This window comes from Deltaproteobacteria bacterium (assembly GCA_020845775.1).
GTDB lineage: Bacteria > Bdellovibrionota_C > UBA2361 > SZUA-149 > JADLFC01 > JADLFC01.
The window spans coordinates 1-19,085 of sequence record JADLFC010000129.1; the positions used below are offsets into that span (position 1 = coordinate 1).

Genomic DNA, 19,085 nt, shown 5'->3' on the forward strand with positions numbered 1-19,085 from the left:
GGTAACTTACAAACTGCAATCTCCCAACAGTCCCACTAGCTGTTCCCGACCGATAGCCCCTTCTCGTAATATTCTAAAAGGACATTTCCGCACGTCTAAAATTGTCGAGGCAAGGCTATTGCCAGAAGATGCCCCTTCGGAATTACTGGCAGACAATTTATCTACTAACAGTAGCTCTGGAAATATTTGTCGCACTTCCTTAAAACTCGTTGCCGATGGGCGTGAACTAATGTTTGCACTAGTCGAAGTAATGGCCCCGCCCAAACCTTTGGCCAATTCCCTAGCCACGGGACTACTAGACAGCCTTACGGCAAGGGAAAAATCAGAGCCGAAGATTAGCGGCGAAAAAATCTCCCGTGCACGCGAATTGGCCGTAAAAACGATCGTAAGCGGACCAGGCCAAAAGCGCTCCTGCAAGGATTTGCGACCTTGAGCACAGTGCAAATCCTCCGCCTCGACCCATTCATCTACCCTACATGCCATATCGATAATGAGCGGGATCCCTTTCTCCGTAGGCCGCTCTTTTAGCTCGATTAAGCGCTCCACGGCTAAAGTGTCAAAGGGATTCGCTCCTAAGGCGATTAGCGTCTCGGTGGGATAGGCCACCACTTCGCCGCGCTGCAAGCGTTCTACAAAAGTTTCAACAAAAACGCCTTTCAACATTTATTATGGCAATAGATTTTTGTCCGCATTCAGAACCTCCTCCGCCAAACGCGCCTTATGGGCAATGAGTTTTTGGCGCAAGGACGAATCGCTAAGCGCAAGGATCCGAAGACTCAACAATGCTGCATTAACTGCGCCAGCTTTGCCAATTGCCAGTGTTCCCACAGGTGTCCCTTTCGGCATCTGCACAGTCGAAAGAAGCGCATCCATGCCATTGAGCGGGCCACCATCGCAGGGCACGCCAAGAACCGGCAGAATGCTGTTTGCAGCGGCCACTCCCGCCAAATGAGCTGCCAATCCAGCAGCGGCAATGATAACTTTAATCCCTCGCGCCTCAGCCTCTCTAATCCAACTTATAGCCTGATCTGGCGTGCGGTGCGCCGAAAGAATGCGCCACTCACTTCCTATGCCAAACTCTGAAAGAGTGTCCCTAGCAGCCTGCATTAGCGCCTTGTCGCTCTCGCTCCCCATCACTATGCTTACAGCGGCCTTTTCAGAACAGCTACAAGAACAACTCACCCCACTGTTAACATTCATAAACGACAATCTCCTTGCTAGGATAACTACTTCGCCGCACTAGGTTTTTCCAATATCTCTGCGAAAATGCATCCCCTCGAACTTAACCCTATTCATTCCATTATATACTCTCTGCAAGGCCTGATCTAAATCACTGCCTAAAGCCGAAACGCATAAAACGCGACCTCCATTAGTAACTAAATTTCCCTTTTCATCAGTTCTCGTTCCCGCCTGAAACAACACCGTCTCGGCATCCTGATAGCTATCGAAAATTCCGGAAATTTCCCTTCCTGTGATCGGATTGTCTGGATATCCCTCCGAAGACGCTACCACACAAGCTGCAACCTTTTTGCTCCAACGCAGATCAACCGAAGACAACTTGCCATTAACAGCAGCATCTATGGCAACGAGCAAATCGGATTGCAAGCGCAGTAGTAACACTTGAGTCTCTGGGTCTCCTAAGCGGCAGTTAAATTCAAGGACATGTGCAACTCCGGACTTATCGACCATAACCCCAGCATATAAAAACCCGGTGTAGTGAATCCCCCTACTCCACAATTCTCGTAAAACTGGAACAAAAATCTCTCCAGTAAGTTTTTCCACAGAATCATCCGGCAACACGGCTGTGGGCGAGATAGCACCCATCCCTCCAGTGTTAGGACCCCTGTCGCCGTCCAGCAAACGCTTGTGGTCGCGACTTACAGCTAAAGGCAATACCGTGTCCCCATCGACAATGGCCATCAGCGAGGCTTCCTGACCAATGAGCTTTTCCTCAAGCACAACCTTCTTTCCACCCTCGCCCATGCGCCCTGCAACCATTAGCAAATCCAACATGTCGAGTGCTTCCTGCTTGCTCTCAGCTACAAGCACCCCCTTACCCGAAGCCAAGCCATCGGCCTTAACGACAATTGGAGCTCCATGTCTTTCAACGTGATCTTTTGCAGCCGCAATATCGCTAAACACGTATCCCCGAGGAGTTCTGACACCAGCCTTCATCATAATCTCCTTGGCGAAATACTTCGAAGACTCCAATCGCGCAGCTTCCCTAGTTGGCCCGAACACTTTTAGCCCATGCTCTGAAAAGATATTAACGATTCCATCAGCTAACGGAGCCTCTGGGCCCACTACGGTTAGGTCAATCTTCCTGTCCACCGCCCAAAGAGCTAGGGCCCCGTAACTACAAGGCGATTCGAGCGGAACGGCTTTAGCAAGCTGGTTTATTCCGGGATTCCCTGGCCAACAAAACAACTCCTTTATTAAAGGACTGCTCTTTAGTTTCCAAACAATGGCGTGTTCTCTTCCGCCACTACCCACTACCAAAACTTTCATACTCTAATCCCTATTAACTAATGCCTAAAATGCCTAACGCCAGTAAACAACATGCACATTTTCCGCTCATTTGCGGACTCGATGACGCACGAATCATTTTGCGAGCCTCCTGGTTGAATCAGAGCTCCAATTCCAGCATCGTTCAAAACCTCTAGCACATCAGTAAACGGCAAAAACGCATCTGACGCTGCCACGCTCTTCGACACATCGTGTCCATGAATTTTTGCTCGCTCAAGAGCTAGCCGCGCTGAATCCACTCTACTCATCTGTCCAGCGCCAACGCCAATGGCGCTAAGTCCCTTCGCTACTACAATGGCGTTCGATGTAACGTGCTTACAGACGATCCACGCAAAATCCAAATCGTCTAACATGCTGACCTCCGGCTTCCTCTCCGTAACGACCGTCGCACTGCTAACCCCCTCGCTACTCCTATCCGCAGAATATAGCAAATAGCTATCCGCTAGACAGCGCATGCGCCACTGCGGGCGATCGCTAGAGAGCTTCCACCTAGCGAAATCGCATTTTAATACTCTCACATTTTTTTTCTTAGCAAACACAGCACGTGCTTCGTCGGTTAGATCGCTTAACACAAGCACCTCGACGAACCCCTCGAGAATTGTCCTGGCAAAATTGCCATCCACAACGCCACTAACAGCAATGATGCCGCCAAAACTACTCACCGGGTCGCATTTTCTAGCCTCTATAAACGCATCCACCGCATTACCCCTCACAGCAACTCCACATGGGTTTGAGTGTTTTATGATTACGGATACATGTTGCTCGGCAAATCGACTCTCCACCGCTACAAAGAGGTCAATGGCCGCCTGTGCATCGAGCAAATTATTGTATGACAACTCTTTGCCTTGAAGCTGTTGCCAAAGAGGGACAACAGTCGCATTTACCCCTCGAAAAGGCCTATACACTGCCGCTTGTTGATGAGGATTTTCGCCGTAACGCAGATCTGCTTCCTTTTCCAAAATGCAAGACTCAATTGGCGCTAGCAGAATGCGATTGCCCTCGTCGTCCAATAGACGTTCTTTTAAGGAAAAGTAACGCGCCACCTCAGCATCGTACTCGGCAGTCATGGCAAAGACCTTCTTTGCCAAGTTCCGCCTAGTATCCAATGATACTACCCGACTAGCTTTAATCTCCTCGATAATCATCTCATAATCATTCGGATCGCATACAGCAGCGACGAAATGAGAGTTTTTTGCCGCAGCCCTCAGAAGTGTCGGCCCACCAATATCTATATCTTCTATGAGAGAAGTGTGATTTTTCTCGCCACCTTGCTCTGTCTCGCGCACGCGCTCTAAAAATGGATATAAGTTGACAACGACTAGATCGACTGGCGGAACGCCCATGTTTTTAAGAACTTCCATATCACCTGCCACATCTCGGCGCGCGAGAATTCCGGCGTGGATTCTTGGATGAAGTGTCTTAACTCGTCCCCCTAAAATTTCTTCCTGCCCCGTAAACTCCTCAATTAGTTGAATTTCTAATCCCGCATCCCGCAAATACTTTGCAGTTCCTCCGCTAGACAAAATGATGTAATCATTTTCGATTAGAAATTTAACAAATGGACCAAGGCCCTTCTTATCGTAAACGCTAACAATTGCAGACTTGTTCATGCCCCCTCACATTGGCAGTTGCACTCGCGCCAAAAACAAAAAGCATATTTGTTTTTAGCAGTATAGAAATGTGAGTGGATAATACATTATCAGCGCGTTTTTCTCAATAAGGACATTCGAGCCATTTTAAGGAATAGCCGTCCTCTTGAGCCAGCCGAACCTAAAAATTAAGGCGCTCAAAGGCCAGTTTTCGGCGAATTTCTACTTCTTGATCGTCGCTTACTTTTTTCTGCAAAAAACCAAGTTTATTTACCAGTTCGCGGCGATTATCCATAAGAACCTTTTGCTGAACCGACCTCGAACTATTGGCGAGTGAACCAAAAACGTTAATATGTCCAAAGTGCCTATTCAAGCGCGATTTCTGCCTTTTTAAGTCGTCTGCTAGCAAAGCATTTTCCGAAAGATCGAACTTAGCTAGTTCCATCGCGCCATCAATTGCAAGCTCAACAGCTTGAATTAGCGCAATGCGTCGACTTGCTAACTCTTGCTCTATCATCGACATCTGAGCTGCGTATTCATCTTTGCTCGGGTTATCCTTCCATAAACTCTCCAATTCGCCCTTCCTCTGCAAGGACACATCATGCGCTTCCTTTGTTCGCTTTACCTGCAAATTGTTTTCTGCCAGTTCTAACGCCAGGGCTAACGGATCCTGATTGTTTAGCGCGCCCTTTTGTCCCAACCAATATGCATAGCGCTTCGCCGCATTGTCGAGACTATCCATTGTTCGTTCGTAGGCCTCATCGAGAAGCGCTATTTGCTGCTCTATTTCCGATATTCGCCGCTTTAATGCATCTTCGCTTCCAAGACCATACGCTCGCAATTTAGAATCGATATCCGCAATCTTTTCTCGTATCAGCAACTTCTCCTTTATTACTTCTGCCCTTACAGAAAGATTTAAATTAAGTGCGCCAAAGTTAACATCGCCGTCCGACTCTCCGACCGATCGATCGTAGCTCAAAGCCTCGCTAATAAACTTGTCGCGCAAAGTTTTTTCGTGCTCCCACACTATTGGTTCATTAGCCGACGAGCGAATTGCAACAACGTACGCGTCCGACTCCGGAGGCGGCGGAACACTAATGTCCGAGGCTTGAAGAACCACTTTGGCTAAAGTTCTCTCCTTTTCCTCAAAACTCTTTAGTTCCGCCAGTTCCAGCTCGCTCATCGACGCGGACTCGTCTACTGAAGCACTGCTTACATTACCTTCTGAGCTAGGGGGATTAACTCGCTCCTTAGTCTCCGTCGCGTTAGCTCCTAAATCGTTCAAAGCCACAACCCCTATGGGCGCTGAGGAGCCACTCTCTAAAACTGGACTCGCTTCGTTGCTTGCATTTGCCTGAGACTCATCACTAGTGTGCGTACTCCCACTGCCCCAAGCAGGTCTTTCCTCTGGCAACACCTCTACCGATGGCCACATGTCGCTTACGACCTTTTTCTCATTCGGAGGCACGTCAAGCGCGGGCAGCGTTGATTCAGTGACACCAGTGGGCATGGGTACGGCCTTAACTATTTGAGAACTTGCACTATCGCGATCAAGCACGCTGCCAGTGTCCACAGATGGCGACACAGCGTCGGCTGGAACTCGAGTAGTGACACTCGCGATGAGAGGTTGAGTTTTAGGGGGCAGGGAGTCCTCTCGTGGAAAGGCGACATAAATGCACACGACCAACGCCGCTAACACGCAGCCAAGCGCAAGAATTTGAAATCGCTCAAGGCTATTTACCTGACCAAATGATTCGGTGTCTTCTAGCTTTTTGTATTCGGATGCGACTTTCTCGCCCTCTTTTTTAGGCGCATCCTGAGCGCCACTAGAACCACTAACGCGCCCATTAGTATTCGCCAGGCGTTCTCTCCGCTCGCCAATATCTTCGGTCTTCTGCGATGCACTCGCCGTAGGAGTCGAATCGATATTAGTATCGTCGGTCACTCGCTCGACGCCATTTACCAACGTTTGCTTTGCTTCGGCCTCCTTATCTGCCTGCCTAGCATTCTTAAATGCCTCTTTAAGTCCTTCATAATTTATTCCCGAGGAATTAAAGGACTCAGTCTTGGCCGCCTTATTTGCGCCTGCTTCGCTTGCGGCCTCTTGATGAAATTCTACGATCTGCACTGTGATATTATCGCTACCACCTGCCTCATTCGCCAATGAGACCAAGACCTCGGCTGCCATCTCTAGCTCATGCCTGCCGAGAACCTCTTGCAGCCCTTCGTCTGAAACATGATTGTACAGGCCATCGCAGCAAAGAAGAAATCTATCTCCTTGGAGCAGGTCATCGGACAACTCTTGCACGTCGATAGAAACGCTTTCATGTGGCCCAAGGGAGCGAGTCAACATGTGGCTGATTGGGTGATTTTCTGCGGCCGGTTTCGCAATAGAACCTGCATCTAGGAGTTCTTGCACTAAGGTATGGTCTTTGGTGAGGCGCCTCAACTCACCACTCTGTTCCCTATAGACGTATGCCCTGGAGTCTCCAACGTGAGCGATGAATAATTTGCCAGCATGCCAACCTAGCACCACAGCCGTAGTACCCATCCCCGATAACGAGTCGCTAAGCTTGCTAAACTCGTGAATAGCTGTATTGGCTTTTTCTACGGCGCTATGAATACTCTCTTTAGTGATGCGTCCCGACTCATCCAGAGCTTCCTTGCATATGACATCAACAGCGAGACCAGACGCGATTGCTCCACCCTTTGCTCCCCCCATTCCGTCCGCCACGACAAAGAGACTACTATCTCCCCTTCGAACAAAACCATAAGAATCCTGGTTCTCGGTTCTACACTTGCCAACATGGGTCGCGCCAGCATGCAACACGCCTATGTTGACTCCTTCCTTAAGGTCCACCTTTGCAGAATCCAGTGCCAATTATTCTTAACTCACGTTCTGACTACAGTATGACTGTCCTTAGCCGAGATATAAAAATAGATCCCATGCGCTTGCTCTTGTAATACACAAGTAAATATCGACAAGATACCAAGACATAGTTTAAGCAGTAAAACCATCTCGAATTTAATGCCCTCCACTGTTTTTCTAGTATATCAAATGAATATCGGCATGTCGCGAATCCGCCTAGACGCAACCAACTAAATTTAGGAGCAAAAAAAATTTATCCTAAAATCTAAACCGCGTATACTCATTAGAATGAATTTTCACTCGAGCTTAGAGCGATTACTATACTTTTTCACTATTTTTAGACGCATTCGCTATTCAAAAAGACGCTCACAATAGCAAAAAAGGGCGTATAGAAAAAACCACTGCTCTCTAATTAAGCATAAAATGGCTTAACTTAGCATACACCGTTTCCAAAAAGTAAAATATTTAACTTACTTTTTGGAAACGGTATATGGGCGTGTCAACTTACGCACCCATAATAATCTCTACGTGCCTTCTAATGGCATCCCTCAACAAAAACCCTTCTCTCACAATCTCCTTTGCTCGCCTCACTAGCCGTTCTCGTAAATTTTTGTCACCTAATATTCGCACTACTTGAGCAGCTAAGTGACCTTCCTCTTCGGGATAAAAACCCAATGCATTTTCGCCATCGCGCACCTGCTCGCTTAATCCCATGGCCGTAGTGCTTACTAGAGGCGTTCCATACGAGAACGCCTCTAGAGAAACCAAAGGCGCTGATTCTTCGCGCGAAGCAATAACCACACAATCGCTTGCGATAAAATAAGGAGCTACGTCAGGTGTCGCATCGACAAAAATGACTTCACCACTTAAGCCTAAATCCGACGCCATGTTTTTTAATGTCGTCAAATATTCTCCATCGCGACAACCGACGATTAAAAAGCGAATTTGACTCTCCAGCATAAGTCGCTTAAGCAACCCCATCTCGCGAATAAAAATGTCTTGGCCCTTGTGATAGCTAGTAGTGCCTATGATGCTAATTACCTTTTCGTCATTATTAAGCATCAATCTCTTTCGAGCTTCGCCCTTTCCCAGTTTGCGGCTAATTTCCTCGATAGCTTCAGTATCGATCCCATTGGGAACTACCATCGCACGCTCATCATCCACCAATTTCGCGTATACCGACCTAGAAAACTGCGATACAAATACCACCTTTTCGGGCAAACGCAGACTGTGAAGAAATCGCACTCTTAACCGCGGATCCATCTCTATAAAAGCATCATAAGGAGGATAGCTCTCATGAATCATCCAAACACTTCTAATGCTCAACCTATCAGCCACATCCACCGCCCAAAAAGAATCCGTGACATTGGCAAAAATTATATCCACCGAAAAATCACTTATAATCCCACTCGCGTCGACCAAGCCTTTAGTATATCGCTTCCAATCTTGCCCGACCGTGCTTAGGTCTGGAATCACTTCTACTCTAGCGCCAAGCATTTCATAGGACCTTCGCGCCGCGCCCTCACACGGCGAAATCACAAAAACCCTAGCTTCCGACCCGCATGACTGTAGAACGCCCTTAACGATGTCAAACATCACTTTAGGCGCGCCCTCTACATCGGACAAGTTATGAGTCGCAAAGAGGAAACTACTTGGCTTACCGGCGCAGGCCCTAAGCCTTTGTGCGCTCGAACATGACCTAAAACTAGGCATTATCCTCGTGGCACATAGCGCTCCCTGCGCAAGAGCCTTTTTTCCTGGCCCTTTAAAACGAGAACATTCGATTACCAATCGCGATATTTTAAGCCATTTTTCTCTAGGTCCCAATGGGGTTGCCAAATCTGAGTGAACATCCTTAGCGAACAAGCGAACAAGGCCACCAAAGCGATCTAGACAGGACGGAATTACGCTAATCGAAAATCCATAAGAGGTAGCTAAACTGCGCGGCAAGTATCTTTCCTCAATATCTGGCCGCTCGCACCACACTAAAGAGCAGCCCCTATCCGGAGCATGAGTCACCTCAAACGTGCGGCGAAGACCTTGAAGGTAAAGCCTAAGGCCATTTTGCACCTTGCTATAGACCCAACCCTCAATATGCATAGCGCCATCCGCACCGAGGTAGACCCTCTCAATCTCGCCCTCAATGCCATCACCCAGCTCCTTATCCCACGGCCTCCACTGAACATTTGGCAAACTAAAGCAAATCCTTTGCCCCGTTGAAAACGTACATTCTGTAGAAATACAGACATTGCTTGAGGCTTTTAGGCTAGGGACTAGTCGCTTAACCTGACTAAACTCTAGCATTGAGGCAAAGATTGCCCGCCTAGATTCTTCAGGATCTGGAAGGGCTAAGTGAATACCGGGGCTCCAAATGCCTAGCCTCGCCATTTCCAAGAATGAATCGTTTACAAACACCTTAACACTGCTAAGATTTGCCCCCTGGCAAAGTGCCCAACCTTGCACTGCAATAAAGTCGCTGCAAGTAAGCCCCATGGGCGGAAAAATAAAACCACCAAGCGGCTCCTTCCACATGCAGCGCGGCATAATCGCAATTTCTACGCTATTAGAGCTGCTAACAATATCTCCACAGAAAATAGCGAGCGAAATGATAAACTCTTTAACCCCCTCGCTATCGAGCGGTACGAGCGCCTCACAATTGATTCTTCCAGTAACTAGGTAGCATTTCTGAGACGGAAGACGCACCACAGGCAAATCAGCCCTACGGCTCTCCACTACCTCCAAATTCTCGACAAAAGCGCCCCGATTCTCCACAAGTGCACCTGTCGGCAACGAGCGCCAGCACCTTGCGCGAGATTCCACACTTCCCTTCTCCCTTAGTAGCACCTGCAAATTAAAATGCTCTCTGCTACGCACGTCAATGTCCGTTGGCGCAATGACAAATCCGCTAAGATTTGCCGTAGGCCCCAATCGCGTCGATGGATGGCAAGGCTCAGTCAACTCGACATATATATCGCCCCTTTTACTATTAGCCATAATTAGGTCCTAGACAGCAACTTTTGTAGTTGACTCCTGAGTCCGCCCGGCAATCGCCTACTAATTGAACTAAATATCTTGCTAGCCACTGGCAGAGAATCACAGCTTGAATTTCCTCCGCTAAACTCAAGCCGCGTAGGCTGCAACAAAGAAGAAAAATCGTCCTGTAAATCCGATATAGGAAGCCCAAATTGAACCATTTCATACAGCTCTAGCTCCTCGGGCATCCTACCGCGCGTCCGAGACTCGAAATGATTACCACTGGCCCGTGGGGTAAAAATTACCTTCCAACCATTCTTGCGGAGCAAATGGCAAAACACTGCGTCGCCAAACCCATTGGGGCAACAATACTCATCCAATCCACCGAGTTCGTTAAACGCACTGCGCTTAACCATCGCCATCGCGAACGTCACTGCATTTACCTCCCGCGTAAGAAAGCAAAATTCCTGTTTGCTTGAAATATTTCGCGGTCTCACACAGGCAAAGTTTATTCCACCGTGTTGCAAATCGCCATTCTCGTAAAACAAACTCCCTCCCACCGCCCCAACATCGCCCAGTGCACACCAGCGCCTAAGTTCCGCTATGACTTGCGAATGTGATAAAACAACATCGTTATTTAAAAACAAGATGTAGCTGGAATTCGATTCTCTTGCAGCCTGATTGTTAAGGCGGGCATAATTAAAGTAAGCAGGATCGCTAATAATATTAGCTCTGCTGGCGAGCTTGCTAGCCGAAAGAGCCGCCTCGACCTTTTTTAGATGTTCAGCCTCGGAATTGTTATCTACGAGCGTTATCAGCAGACTTTCAAGCGAATCTTGCATTTCCAAACTGCGAATGCAGTTAATAGTCATTTCGCTTTCATTTCTAAAAGGAACAATAACTTGAACGTTTCCCGCACTTTCGAGTAAAACGGGCTCAAAATAGACAGCATCAGACACAATATCGCGCAGTCCACCCAAAGGAATGTCAAGATTGTTCGCATAGCGGCGAATGCATTCCTTAACTAACGGTTGGGAATTTCTCACACCATTGGACAATCTGGATCCAATTTTACATCCCAACGCTAATGGAAGATGAACGATATTTCGCCCCTGATAACAAAACTCTAAACCTAAAGCCCACCAGGCCAAACAAGCATCGCTAAAAATGGCAGCACTGTCCTTAGCCATTCCAGACGCCAACGCCGCCCTAGATACTGCCACGATATGGCCAAACGGACTCATAGACAATAGTCCGTACTTACTGACCTGTGTGGAGCGAAAAAAACTTACTGCCGATCTCAAATCGCTAGAAAGCTCTACCTCGTTAAAGTAAAGCAAATCGGCGGGGTTCTTGATAATTGTCTTTGCAATAATAAAAAGCGCCTGCGGATGCAATATCGAGCTGCTGTCAATAAGTATTACATAATCAGCAGTAATTGCCTCTAACCTCCGCAAGAACACCTCGAGATCAGTCACATCCTCGCACTGGTGCAAGGAACCAGCAATCTCATATCTCTCGAACAGACTCATTAGCAAATTGCTCTCACGAGTCGACCCGCAAAACACATGAAAACTAAAATCCTGGTAACTCTGCACAGCTAGCGACTCAAATAACCTTTCGATTTGCGAGTTACCATCGCTAGCAAGAAAAACTGCGATGCAGAAGTGGATTTTTTTACTAAAACCGCTAGAAAACTCAGCTTGCCACTTCAGAACCTTTTCATGCTGCAGAGCTGGATAGACAGTCTGAGGTAACAGTTGAAATGGCACATCCCTTAGGGAACTTTCTACGAGCGAACGGCGTTTTCGCTGAGAACACTTGGCAAACACTTGTGATGTCATTGTTTTCTGGTCCTTGCTTTAACGGCAACCCTTAGGGGACGCTTGTAACCTTCAACCGTGAGATTCTCGTCATTCGGATCCAAAAAGTCAGAAAGACTTTCATACGGAGCAAAAAGGGTTTTTCGCTGCTCGTAAGTGCTAGTAACATCTGTAGATATTATCTCCACATCGACAAATCCAACTCGCTTGAGCCATGAAACTAGACAATTTGCGGTTGGCAGGAAATAAACATTTGGGGCCTTGCAATACCTATCGGCTGGAAACAATGCTAGCGATTCCTCGCCCGGAATGGCTTGGCTCTCAACGATTACTTGCCCTCCAGGCCGCAAGGAATCTCGAATTAGTGCTAAATCGCCCAAGGGATTTTTTCGATGATACAAAACGCCCATGCATAGAACTATATCGAAGAAATGCGGGAATAACCACATGTGCTCCACGCCTAACAGCTCAAACGCCAATCTGCGATCTCTTACAAAACTGTTGACTAACTCAAAGCTATAATAATTGCGCTCTGCGGGATCCAAGCCAAGCACTATCTCGGGCTCTAGCGCTAGAGCCCTAAACATGTAGTAGCCATTGCTACAGCCTATATCCGCAATTCGAGCCCCTCTTGCCCGCTCCAAGTGCGGCGCAATTCGAGCCCATTTTAAATCACTGCGCCACTCGGCATCTATTTCTATTCCAAACAAGTTAAACGGGCCCTTGCGCCAGGGAATTAACTTTTGAATAGCGGAGTGGAGCTTCCTTTTTCCGTCTTCCGACAGCTCACACTCGGCCCCTACCGTAACAACGGAATGGGAAAACTCAGTTCGGCAAGGAGCTTTTGCGAGGACTTGACATTCGGCGAAAAGATCCAAATAACTACGCCAATGCTCTGTTTGCAGGAGTCGCGCGCTTCTAATGCGCTCCGCACATAAGGCATCGTAATTGATTTCCCTAGAATAATTAGCAAGAATATTTGATTTTTCCATGAAATTATGTAGCCGCTGCAAGGAGATACTTACCAAACGGGACTACCTTTACGCGAGAAATATTTCTCAGGTTGCACAGTTTAGTTTTAGCGAAGACGTCGCCGAGGTTTTTGACGACATGATTACTCGTTCGGTTCCTCTCTACAGAGAAGTTCAAGACCTTAGCGTTAATATTGCAAAAAAGTTTTTAAAAGAAAACTCTCGCGTCTACGATCTCGGATGTTCGACCGGTACCACTCTAGTTAGCCTGGCCCGCGCCCTTGCCCCAAAAGGCGCAGTCCTGATAGGAGTCGATAGCTCGGAACCAATGTTGGCGCAGTGCCGAACAAAAATCGCCAAAGAACACCTACAAGAACAGATTGAACTACTTTGTCGTGACATTCTCGATATGCCTCTAGTAGACGCAGCTCTAGTTATCCTAAACTACACGCTACAGTTTATCGATGTAGCAAGAAGACAGGAGTTGCTAACACAAATATTTAACGCTCTACTTCCCGACGGCGTATTAATCATGACTGAAAAGATTTCCAATGGCGATGAAGTAATGGATAAGCTTCTAATAGAACTACATCACGATTTTAAGGAAGCTATGGGATATTCCCGCTTGGAAATCGCCCAAAAGAGAGAGGCACTAGAGGGAATTTTAACGCCCCTTACAATAAGCGAAAACATAGCCATGCTAAAAGCTGCTGGCTTTTCTCACATCGCAGTGCCTTTAAGGCTCTATAACTTTGCAACCATAGTGGCCATAAAGGGCCTCACGGCAAACGTTTCGATCGCAAAATGATCGCTTTTCCTGACCAACTTCTTGATAGGTCTCATGACCCTTGCCGGCCACTAGCACACAATCTCCAGGCCGCGCCCGTTTTATTGCGTGGAAAATTGCCTCCTTGCGATCTTCTATAACATCATAGCTAAAACTTGGCCTAAGTGACTTCGCCCGGAAACCGGGAAGTATATCTCCAATAATATCCATCGGTTCTTCCCTGCGCGGATTATCAGAAGTCACAACGGCATAGTCGGAAAGCTCACACACTGCCTTAGCCATGAGCGGACGTTTTCCCCTATCGCGCTCTCCTCCACAACCAAATACAGTTATCAACCGACCACTCGACATGCTCTCGCGCAAGGCGTTTTGCGCACACACCAACGCATCTGGGGTATGGGCGTAATCGACAAACACATTGACATCGCCTTCGCCAACGCGCTCCAACCTACCTGGAACTCGCGGCACCTCTGCCAAAACACTGGCGATGTTTTTTTGTGAATAACCAAAACTCTGCAAACATGCCAGGCACGCCAATAAGTTATATATATTAAACTTTCCTATTAACTGCGTCTGTAGCTCAACACTAACACCACGAAGAATGACCTTTAAGCTCATCCCTTTAAGCGATGAACAGGCGGAAACTAAACGCACATCCGCTTGTGAGCTAGCAAGAGCACTGTAAGTGACGATCTCCAGTCCTCGACGCCTACCGCTAGAATCAGACCGCTCTCTCAATGACTCTAGAATATACCTGCCACCTTCATCATCGATATTAATTATTGCACACGGCGACGATTTGCGGCTGCGCAACAAGTGCTCAGTAAATAGCCTACACTTAGCCTCTCGATAATCCTCTATCGCTGTATGGTAGTCCAAATGATCGCGCGTAAGATTTGTAAATATTGCCGCATCAAAGTCGATTCCAGCGATTCTGTTTTGATCTACGCCATGCGAAGATACCTCCATGACGGCCGCTTTTAAGTTTTTGGATCTCGCGAGAGCCAAATATCTGGCCAATTCTACTTGGTCAGGCGTCGTAACATTTGTATTAGTAAACTCGGAAGCACCGTTATCGCTGCTATCTCCCAGCATGCGTACTCCTAGTGTGCCAATCTGTATTACCGGGCAAGAAAGCCGAAATAGGGACTCAGTTAAGATCCAGCAAATTGAAGTCTTTCCGTTAGTTCCAGTAACACCAACAGTAACCAGATCCATCGAGGGACTGTCGTAGAACCTAGCGCTTGCAATAGCTAAGGCTAAACGAACGTCATCTACGAAAATAACAACTGCATTTTTTGTGCTGGCTAGGGAGACTATTTCTTCCGTAACGGCGACAGTCGAACTGAGCACCACGCCCACAGCACCTTTCTCTAGCGCCGAGACAACGTAGTCATTGCCATCGCGCGCGACACCTCTGATTGCAAAAAAAAGCGACCCAGCGCCTACGCGCCGCGAATCTTGCGTCACGTCTAAAGGCCTTACATTTTCGAGGATTTGCTGACCCTGATTGCAAGAATAATCAAGACCAGCAAATAGCCTTATCAACGACAAGCGGTCACGCATCGAACTCCGAAGAACGAGCTTTAGCCATTTGCATCTTGCTTGTTTCCTTTGTCATGACATAGGATAAAATCCTCTCCATCGCACTGCTAAATACCGGAGCAGCTACTGCACCACCCCAGCGCGGCGTAACACCCGGCTCATCCACTACGACTAATGCCGTAAACCTTCGCTGCAACCCGATGTCGCTACCATCCACGAAACCGACAAAAGACGCCATTACGCGCTCACTATCGTAACCCCTACCGCTAGAAAGCACTTTGTGCGCCGTTCCCGTTTTCCCAGCGACTCGAACTCCCACGACTTGCGCCTTCCTACCGGTTCCATGTTCATCGGCAATGACGTCATACAAAATATCCCTCATAGCACTAGAGGTAGCATCGCCTAACACCCTAATGACAGAGCCCTTCTTTCGCGTACCGCCATTAATTACGGTCGGTGTCACCAATAGCCCACCATTTAGCAGCGCCGAGTAGGCCCTAACGAGCTGTAGAGATGTTACCGAGATACCATGCCCAAAGGAGTGAGTGGCAACATCGATGTTGGCCCACCTCTTGCCGTCGCGCAAAATGCCAGCAGCCTCACCAGGAAGTTCAATTCCGCTTTTTTGACCAAAGCCAAAATCGCTTAACGCCTCATATACTCGATTGCGGCCAAGCCTTTGCCCGACTTTCGCCATGCAAATATTTGAGGAGCGCACGATGGCTTCCCTGAGAGAAGCCATCCCAATGGGATGGACATCCCTGATGATATGTCTTCCAACCGCATATGTTCCATTCTCACAATCCATCATGTCATTTGGCGAATGGACGCTTTCGTCGATAGCCTTTGCCGCAATAAACGGCTTAAGAGTAGAACCCGGCTCAAATGCATCCTGAATAACCACATTCTTAAGCTCAGCCGCTGAGAGATCCTGAATCTGACTGGCGGTTGATTTGATGCTCTGAGCAGATGCCAATATCTCCCCAGTGTCCGCATCCATTACTAAACCAAACACTTGCTTGGCCTGCATTGTCTCTAAGGCTCGATTAAACTCCTCCTCCAAAATTCCCTGTACTACCGCATCTATACTTAAACGCAATTGCGGCTCAACGTCGCGCGAAGGTTTATTAAAGCCATACTCGCTAACGGCCACTAGACGCCCGCGGGCGTCGCGGCCAACGGGTAACTCCATCCCGCCGTCAGCTGAGAGCATTCCATCAAACGCATACTCCACTCCGCCTAGACCATAACCATCCCTCCCAGTCCTGCCAATAATGGGGCCAGCGAGAAACCCTTGTGGGTACGACCGCTGAAACTCGTCGACCACGCAAATCCCCTCAAGGTTCAAATCGGAAATCTGCCTTGCGACACTGCGGGGCAAATCTCTCTTTATCCACACAAAAGGCTTTTCTGTTTTTAATTTTTCGCGCACATCCTTTACATCAACATCTACGACGCTTGTCAAACGGCGCACAAAATCATCGCAGTTTTTTACCTTCTGAGGATGCACTGCCACCGACACGCTTGGCACAGACACAGCTAGTGGCTTACCCAGCGCATCGACGACTGTCGCTCGCGCATGCCGGACTTCTACGGTTGACTGCTGCTGCCTAGAAGCTAGGTTTAACCATCTCTGATGTTCTGTAGTTTGCAACTCGCACAAGCGCAAAGCAATGACGCCAACAAAGATTGCAATGACAAACCCTAGCATAGACACGCGCTGCAATCGCGCGTTTGCACTCAATTCTCTATGTTCAGGAGTGGCATTAAAACCCCTAACAATAAATCGTCCAATCGCCGCAAGAGCCATAAAACTCGACGCCGAACGAGAGGAAATCCTTAGGTGAGTGGAGTTATTTTTCCATTTTCTCTGCTGCTTCATCATAGCCTCTTATCTAGCAATCCCGCGCCTGATACTATCCCTAGTAATACTTACCATAGCCAGTTTAGCCTGTGCCGTTTTAGTAAGTTGCTGTGGTTGAATTAGCTGTGCATACTCCAACCGCGCTTGTGCCAATTCTTCATAGCTTCTATTAACTCGCGCTCTCCATTCCTCCAGTTCGTAACCATTGCTAGTAATTCGCACTCGAACCCAAATCTGAGTACAGCAGGCCATAAACAACATGACCCCAAAGACGTAATGCAATGACTGACTGGACTTTGGCTGCATGCGTCGCGGGTGCGCCTTTTGGTTAGCAAGTGAAGACATTTCCCAAGTTAGTAGTCGAGACATAACGCTTATAAACTTCCTCCTATTGATACAGACTTCTCAAAAACTCTCATCCGCGCACTGCGTGCACGCGGGTTTCTACAAACCTCTGCCTCCGTGGCAACAACAGCCGATGGCGTTAACAGCAAGCCTCGAGGTTCAAGCCCTTCGAGGCTTGGCAACTTGGGATTTCCTTCGCTGCGCTTCCACTTTCGCATCTCTTGAGTCACTACCTTGTCCTCCAGCGAATGGAAGCTAATTACGCACAAGCGTCCACCAGGTCGCAATAGATCCAAGGCATCTGCCAAAAAGCTCCTAATGGCGTTCAGCTCGTCGTTAACGGCTATTCGTAAGGCCTGAAAGGGAACCGTAGCAGGGTGAGATTGACGAGAGCCAGTAGCAGCGTTTCTTATTCTCCTAATTCTTGGGCTCCCTAAAACTTCCTCGCACAGATGTCGTAGTTCAAGTGTGGATTTAACTGGGCGCGCCTCGATAATAGCCCTTGCTAATTTTCCGGAATACTGGCCCACGCCACCCTGCTGGAACAAAGCCTTCAGCTCACCTAATGAGTAAGCATTTACAATTTTATCAGCAGTAATAGTGGACTCTTGATCCATGCGCATATCCAGCGGACCGTCCTTCTGAAAAGAAAACCCGCGTTCGGCCTCCGCAAGTTGGTAGCTCGAAACCCCCAGATCGACAAGGATCGCATCAAACGAGTTCATAGCTTCACCTAGAGCGGAAAATCCTGCTGGCATGAGATTTAGATTTTTGCCTATGAGAGTTTTCGCATCCGCAAAATTTCCCCTAATGAGCGCGGTTCTCGACTCAAAATCCTTCAATCTGGCTTTCGCTCTCTTCATTGCTTCTAAATCCCGATCGATCCCAACCAAAAACGCATTCTCGCCACTCTTTAGCCAGCCAAGGGCATGCCCTCCTCCCCCCAATGTGCAATCGAGCAAATACCTTGGCTTCCCACTCTCTACGCGACCGCCAAGCGCGAGATACCCCAAAACCTCCTGAAAAAGAACCGACTCGTGCTCCACCAAAGTTTCACTATATGTCGACATCCATAAACAGCGCCGGATCTTCAAGTAGCGCCGCCTCTGCTTCCTGAAAGACTAGACTCCAAACTCTACTCTCCCAGATACGAAATCCATTAAGCGTAGAAGTAAAAACCACCTCTCGCTCCAAGCCAGCATAGGAGCGCAAGTGTTGTGGTATGTTGATTCTCCCGCTAGCATCCATGGGACAAGCAGCGGCTCTAGCCAGATAAAAATTCTCTAGCTTTTGAAGCTTTGGATCAAAGCGACTTCGGCCAGCCAACTTCTGTTCAAGCCTCAGCCATTCATCCTGAGCAAAAGCCTCTATGCAGCGAGCGCCAGCAGAAATAAAATTGGTAAGAACCAGCACGTTCTGTTTGCGCTCCTGCAATAACTGCCTAAACGTAGAGGGAATGCTTATCCGGCCTTTTTCGTCCAGAGAATGGGTAAAACTCCCACAAAAGGAGTACCTGGCCCTCTCGGCCTTATCCTCTGAACTATTTTTAGGCTCCATAGGAAACGAATCTTATCTGCCCTATCCCATTTCATCCCACGATAGCCCACAAGCTGCCTTTAATCAACACAATTAGCCACGATAGCAAATGGATTCATAAAAAAATTTCTATACCGTTTCCAAAAAGTAAGTTAAATATTTTACTTTTTGGAAACGGTATTTGTTGTTTATTGGCAAGTGCTTACGCACTTGCTGTTTATACCATTTACAAAAATCCTTTTTGTAAATGGTATAAA

14 protein-coding genes are annotated in these 19,085 nt (G+C 47.8%); 1 reads left to right on the top strand and 13 read right to left on the bottom strand.

Translation table 11 applies throughout. The features are described from left to right. Positions 1–6 precede the first annotated feature (6 nt). The 8 genes from IT291_08770 to cmoB all read right to left on the bottom strand — a co-directional run bounded on the left by IT291_08770 (position 7) and on the right by cmoB (position 12,772). Positions 7–663 carry an L-threonylcarbamoyladenylate synthase gene (locus tag IT291_08770; protein ID MCC6221316.1) on the bottom strand — a complete coding sequence of 219 codons (657 nt, stop codon included), beginning with the start codon at positions 661–663 and terminating at the stop codon, positions 7–9. 3 nt (positions 664–666) lie between these two features. Continuing rightward, positions 667–1,200 (bottom strand): 5-(carboxyamino)imidazole ribonucleotide mutase, encoded by a 534-nt coding sequence (purE, locus tag IT291_08775; GenBank protein ID MCC6221317.1) that lies wholly within the window; start codon positions 1,198–1,200, stop codon positions 667–669. A gap of 39 nt (positions 1,201–1,239) precedes the next feature. Then, complete coding sequence (gene purD, locus IT291_08780; GenBank protein MCC6221318.1) at positions 1,240–2,508, bottom strand: phosphoribosylamine--glycine ligase; 1,269 nt, start codon at positions 2,506–2,508, stop codon at positions 1,240–1,242. 17 nt (positions 2,509–2,525) lie between these two features. Continuing rightward, positions 2,526–4,136: a bifunctional phosphoribosylaminoimidazolecarboxamide formyltransferase/IMP cyclohydrolase gene (gene purH / locus IT291_08785; protein MCC6221319.1), complete on the bottom strand. Its 1,611-nt coding sequence runs from the start codon at positions 4,134–4,136 to the stop codon at positions 2,526–2,528. 160 nt (positions 4,137–4,296) lie between these two features. Further along, positions 4,297–6,945 carry a Stp1/IreP family PP2C-type Ser/Thr phosphatase gene (locus IT291_08790; protein ID MCC6221320.1) on the bottom strand — a complete coding sequence of 883 codons (2,649 nt, stop codon included), beginning with the start codon at positions 6,943–6,945 and terminating at the stop codon, positions 4,297–4,299. A 543-nt stretch (positions 6,946–7,488) separates the two neighbouring features. Next, complete coding sequence (locus tag IT291_08795; protein MCC6221321.1) at positions 7,489–9,978, bottom strand: glycosyltransferase family 4 protein; 2,490 nt, start codon at positions 9,976–9,978, stop codon at positions 7,489–7,491. 2 nt (positions 9,979–9,980) lie between these two features. Beyond that, complete coding sequence (locus IT291_08800; protein ID MCC6221322.1) at positions 9,981–11,801, bottom strand: glycosyltransferase; 1,821 nt, start codon at positions 11,799–11,801, stop codon at positions 9,981–9,983. Next, a complete protein-coding gene (gene cmoB / locus IT291_08805) occupies positions 11,798–12,772 on the bottom strand; it encodes a tRNA 5-methoxyuridine(34)/uridine 5-oxyacetic acid(34) synthase CmoB (protein ID MCC6221323.1) in 975 nt (324 codons plus the stop codon). The genes IT291_08800 and cmoB overlap by 4 nt, the downstream gene beginning before the upstream one ends. Between cmoB and cmoA the strand changes: the two genes are divergently transcribed. Continuing rightward, complete coding sequence (gene cmoA / locus IT291_08810; protein MCC6221324.1) at positions 12,771–13,559, top strand: carboxy-S-adenosyl-L-methionine synthase CmoA; 789 nt, start codon at positions 12,771–12,773, stop codon at positions 13,557–13,559. The two genes, cmoB and cmoA, sit on opposite strands and share 2 nt — an antisense overlap. Here cmoA and IT291_08815 read toward each other — a convergent pair. From IT291_08815 to IT291_08835, 5 genes are read right to left on the bottom strand one after another with little or no spacing between them, the layout of a single operon-like run. After that, a complete protein-coding gene (locus IT291_08815) occupies positions 13,488–15,104 on the bottom strand; it encodes a UDP-N-acetylmuramoyl-L-alanyl-D-glutamate--2,6-diaminopimelate ligase (GenBank protein ID MCC6221325.1) in 1,617 nt (538 codons plus the stop codon). The genes cmoA and IT291_08815 overlap by 72 nt on opposite strands. Then, a complete protein-coding gene (locus IT291_08820) occupies positions 15,097–16,968 on the bottom strand; it encodes a penicillin-binding protein 2 (GenBank protein ID MCC6221326.1) in 1,872 nt (623 codons plus the stop codon). Before IT291_08820 ends, IT291_08815 begins: the two co-directional genes overlap by 8 nt. A 6-nt stretch (positions 16,969–16,974) precedes the next feature. After that, a complete protein-coding gene (locus IT291_08825) occupies positions 16,975–17,316 on the bottom strand; it encodes a hypothetical protein (GenBank protein MCC6221327.1) in 342 nt (113 codons plus the stop codon). A 5-nt stretch (positions 17,317–17,321) separates the two neighbouring features. After that, positions 17,322–18,362 (bottom strand): 16S rRNA (cytosine(1402)-N(4))-methyltransferase RsmH, encoded by a 1,041-nt coding sequence (rsmH, locus tag IT291_08830; protein ID MCC6221328.1) that lies wholly within the window; start codon positions 18,360–18,362, stop codon positions 17,322–17,324. Further along, positions 18,349–18,849: a division/cell wall cluster transcriptional repressor MraZ gene (locus tag IT291_08835; protein MCC6221329.1), complete on the bottom strand. Its 501-nt coding sequence runs from the start codon at positions 18,847–18,849 to the stop codon at positions 18,349–18,351. Before IT291_08835 ends, rsmH begins: the two co-directional genes overlap by 14 nt. Positions 18,850–19,085: the final 236 nt, after the last annotated feature.

Coding starts and splice junctions, on each gene's coding strand:
- IT291_08770 (MCC6221316.1), bottom strand. CDS start 663: ATGTTGAAAGGCGTTTTTGTTGAAACTTTTGTAGAACGCTTGCAGCGC.
- purE (MCC6221317.1), bottom strand. CDS start 1,200: ATGAATGTTAACAGTGGGGTGAGTTGTTCTTGTAGCTGTTCTGAAAAG.
- purD (MCC6221318.1), bottom strand. CDS start 2,508: ATGAAAGTTTTGGTAGTGGGTAGTGGCGGAAGAGAACACGCCATTGTT.
- purH (MCC6221319.1), bottom strand. CDS start 4,136: ATGAACAAGTCTGCAATTGTTAGCGTTTACGATAAGAAGGGCCTTGGT.
- IT291_08795 (MCC6221321.1), bottom strand. CDS start 9,978: ATGGCTAATAGTAAAAGGGGCGATATATATGTCGAGTTGACTGAGCCT.
- IT291_08800 (MCC6221322.1), bottom strand. CDS start 11,801: ATGACATCACAAGTGTTTGCCAAGTGTTCTCAGCGAAAACGCCGTTCG.
- cmoA (MCC6221324.1), top strand. CDS start 12,771: ATGAAATTATGTAGCCGCTGCAAGGAGATACTTACCAAACGGGACTAC.
- cmoB (MCC6221323.1), bottom strand. CDS start 12,772: ATGGAAAAATCAAATATTCTTGCTAATTATTCTAGGGAAATCAATTAC.
- IT291_08815 (MCC6221325.1), bottom strand. CDS start 15,104: ATGCGTGACCGCTTGTCGTTGATAAGGCTATTTGCTGGTCTTGATTAT.
- IT291_08820 (MCC6221326.1), bottom strand. CDS start 16,968: ATGATGAAGCAGCAGAGAAAATGGAAAAATAACTCCACTCACCTAAGG.
- IT291_08825 (MCC6221327.1), bottom strand. CDS start 17,316: ATGTCTCGACTACTAACTTGGGAAATGTCTTCACTTGCTAACCAAAAG.
- rsmH (MCC6221328.1), bottom strand. CDS start 18,362: ATGTCGACATATAGTGAAACTTTGGTGGAGCACGAGTCGGTTCTTTTT.
- IT291_08835 (MCC6221329.1), bottom strand. CDS start 18,849: ATGGAGCCTAAAAATAGTTCAGAGGATAAGGCCGAGAGGGCCAGGTAC.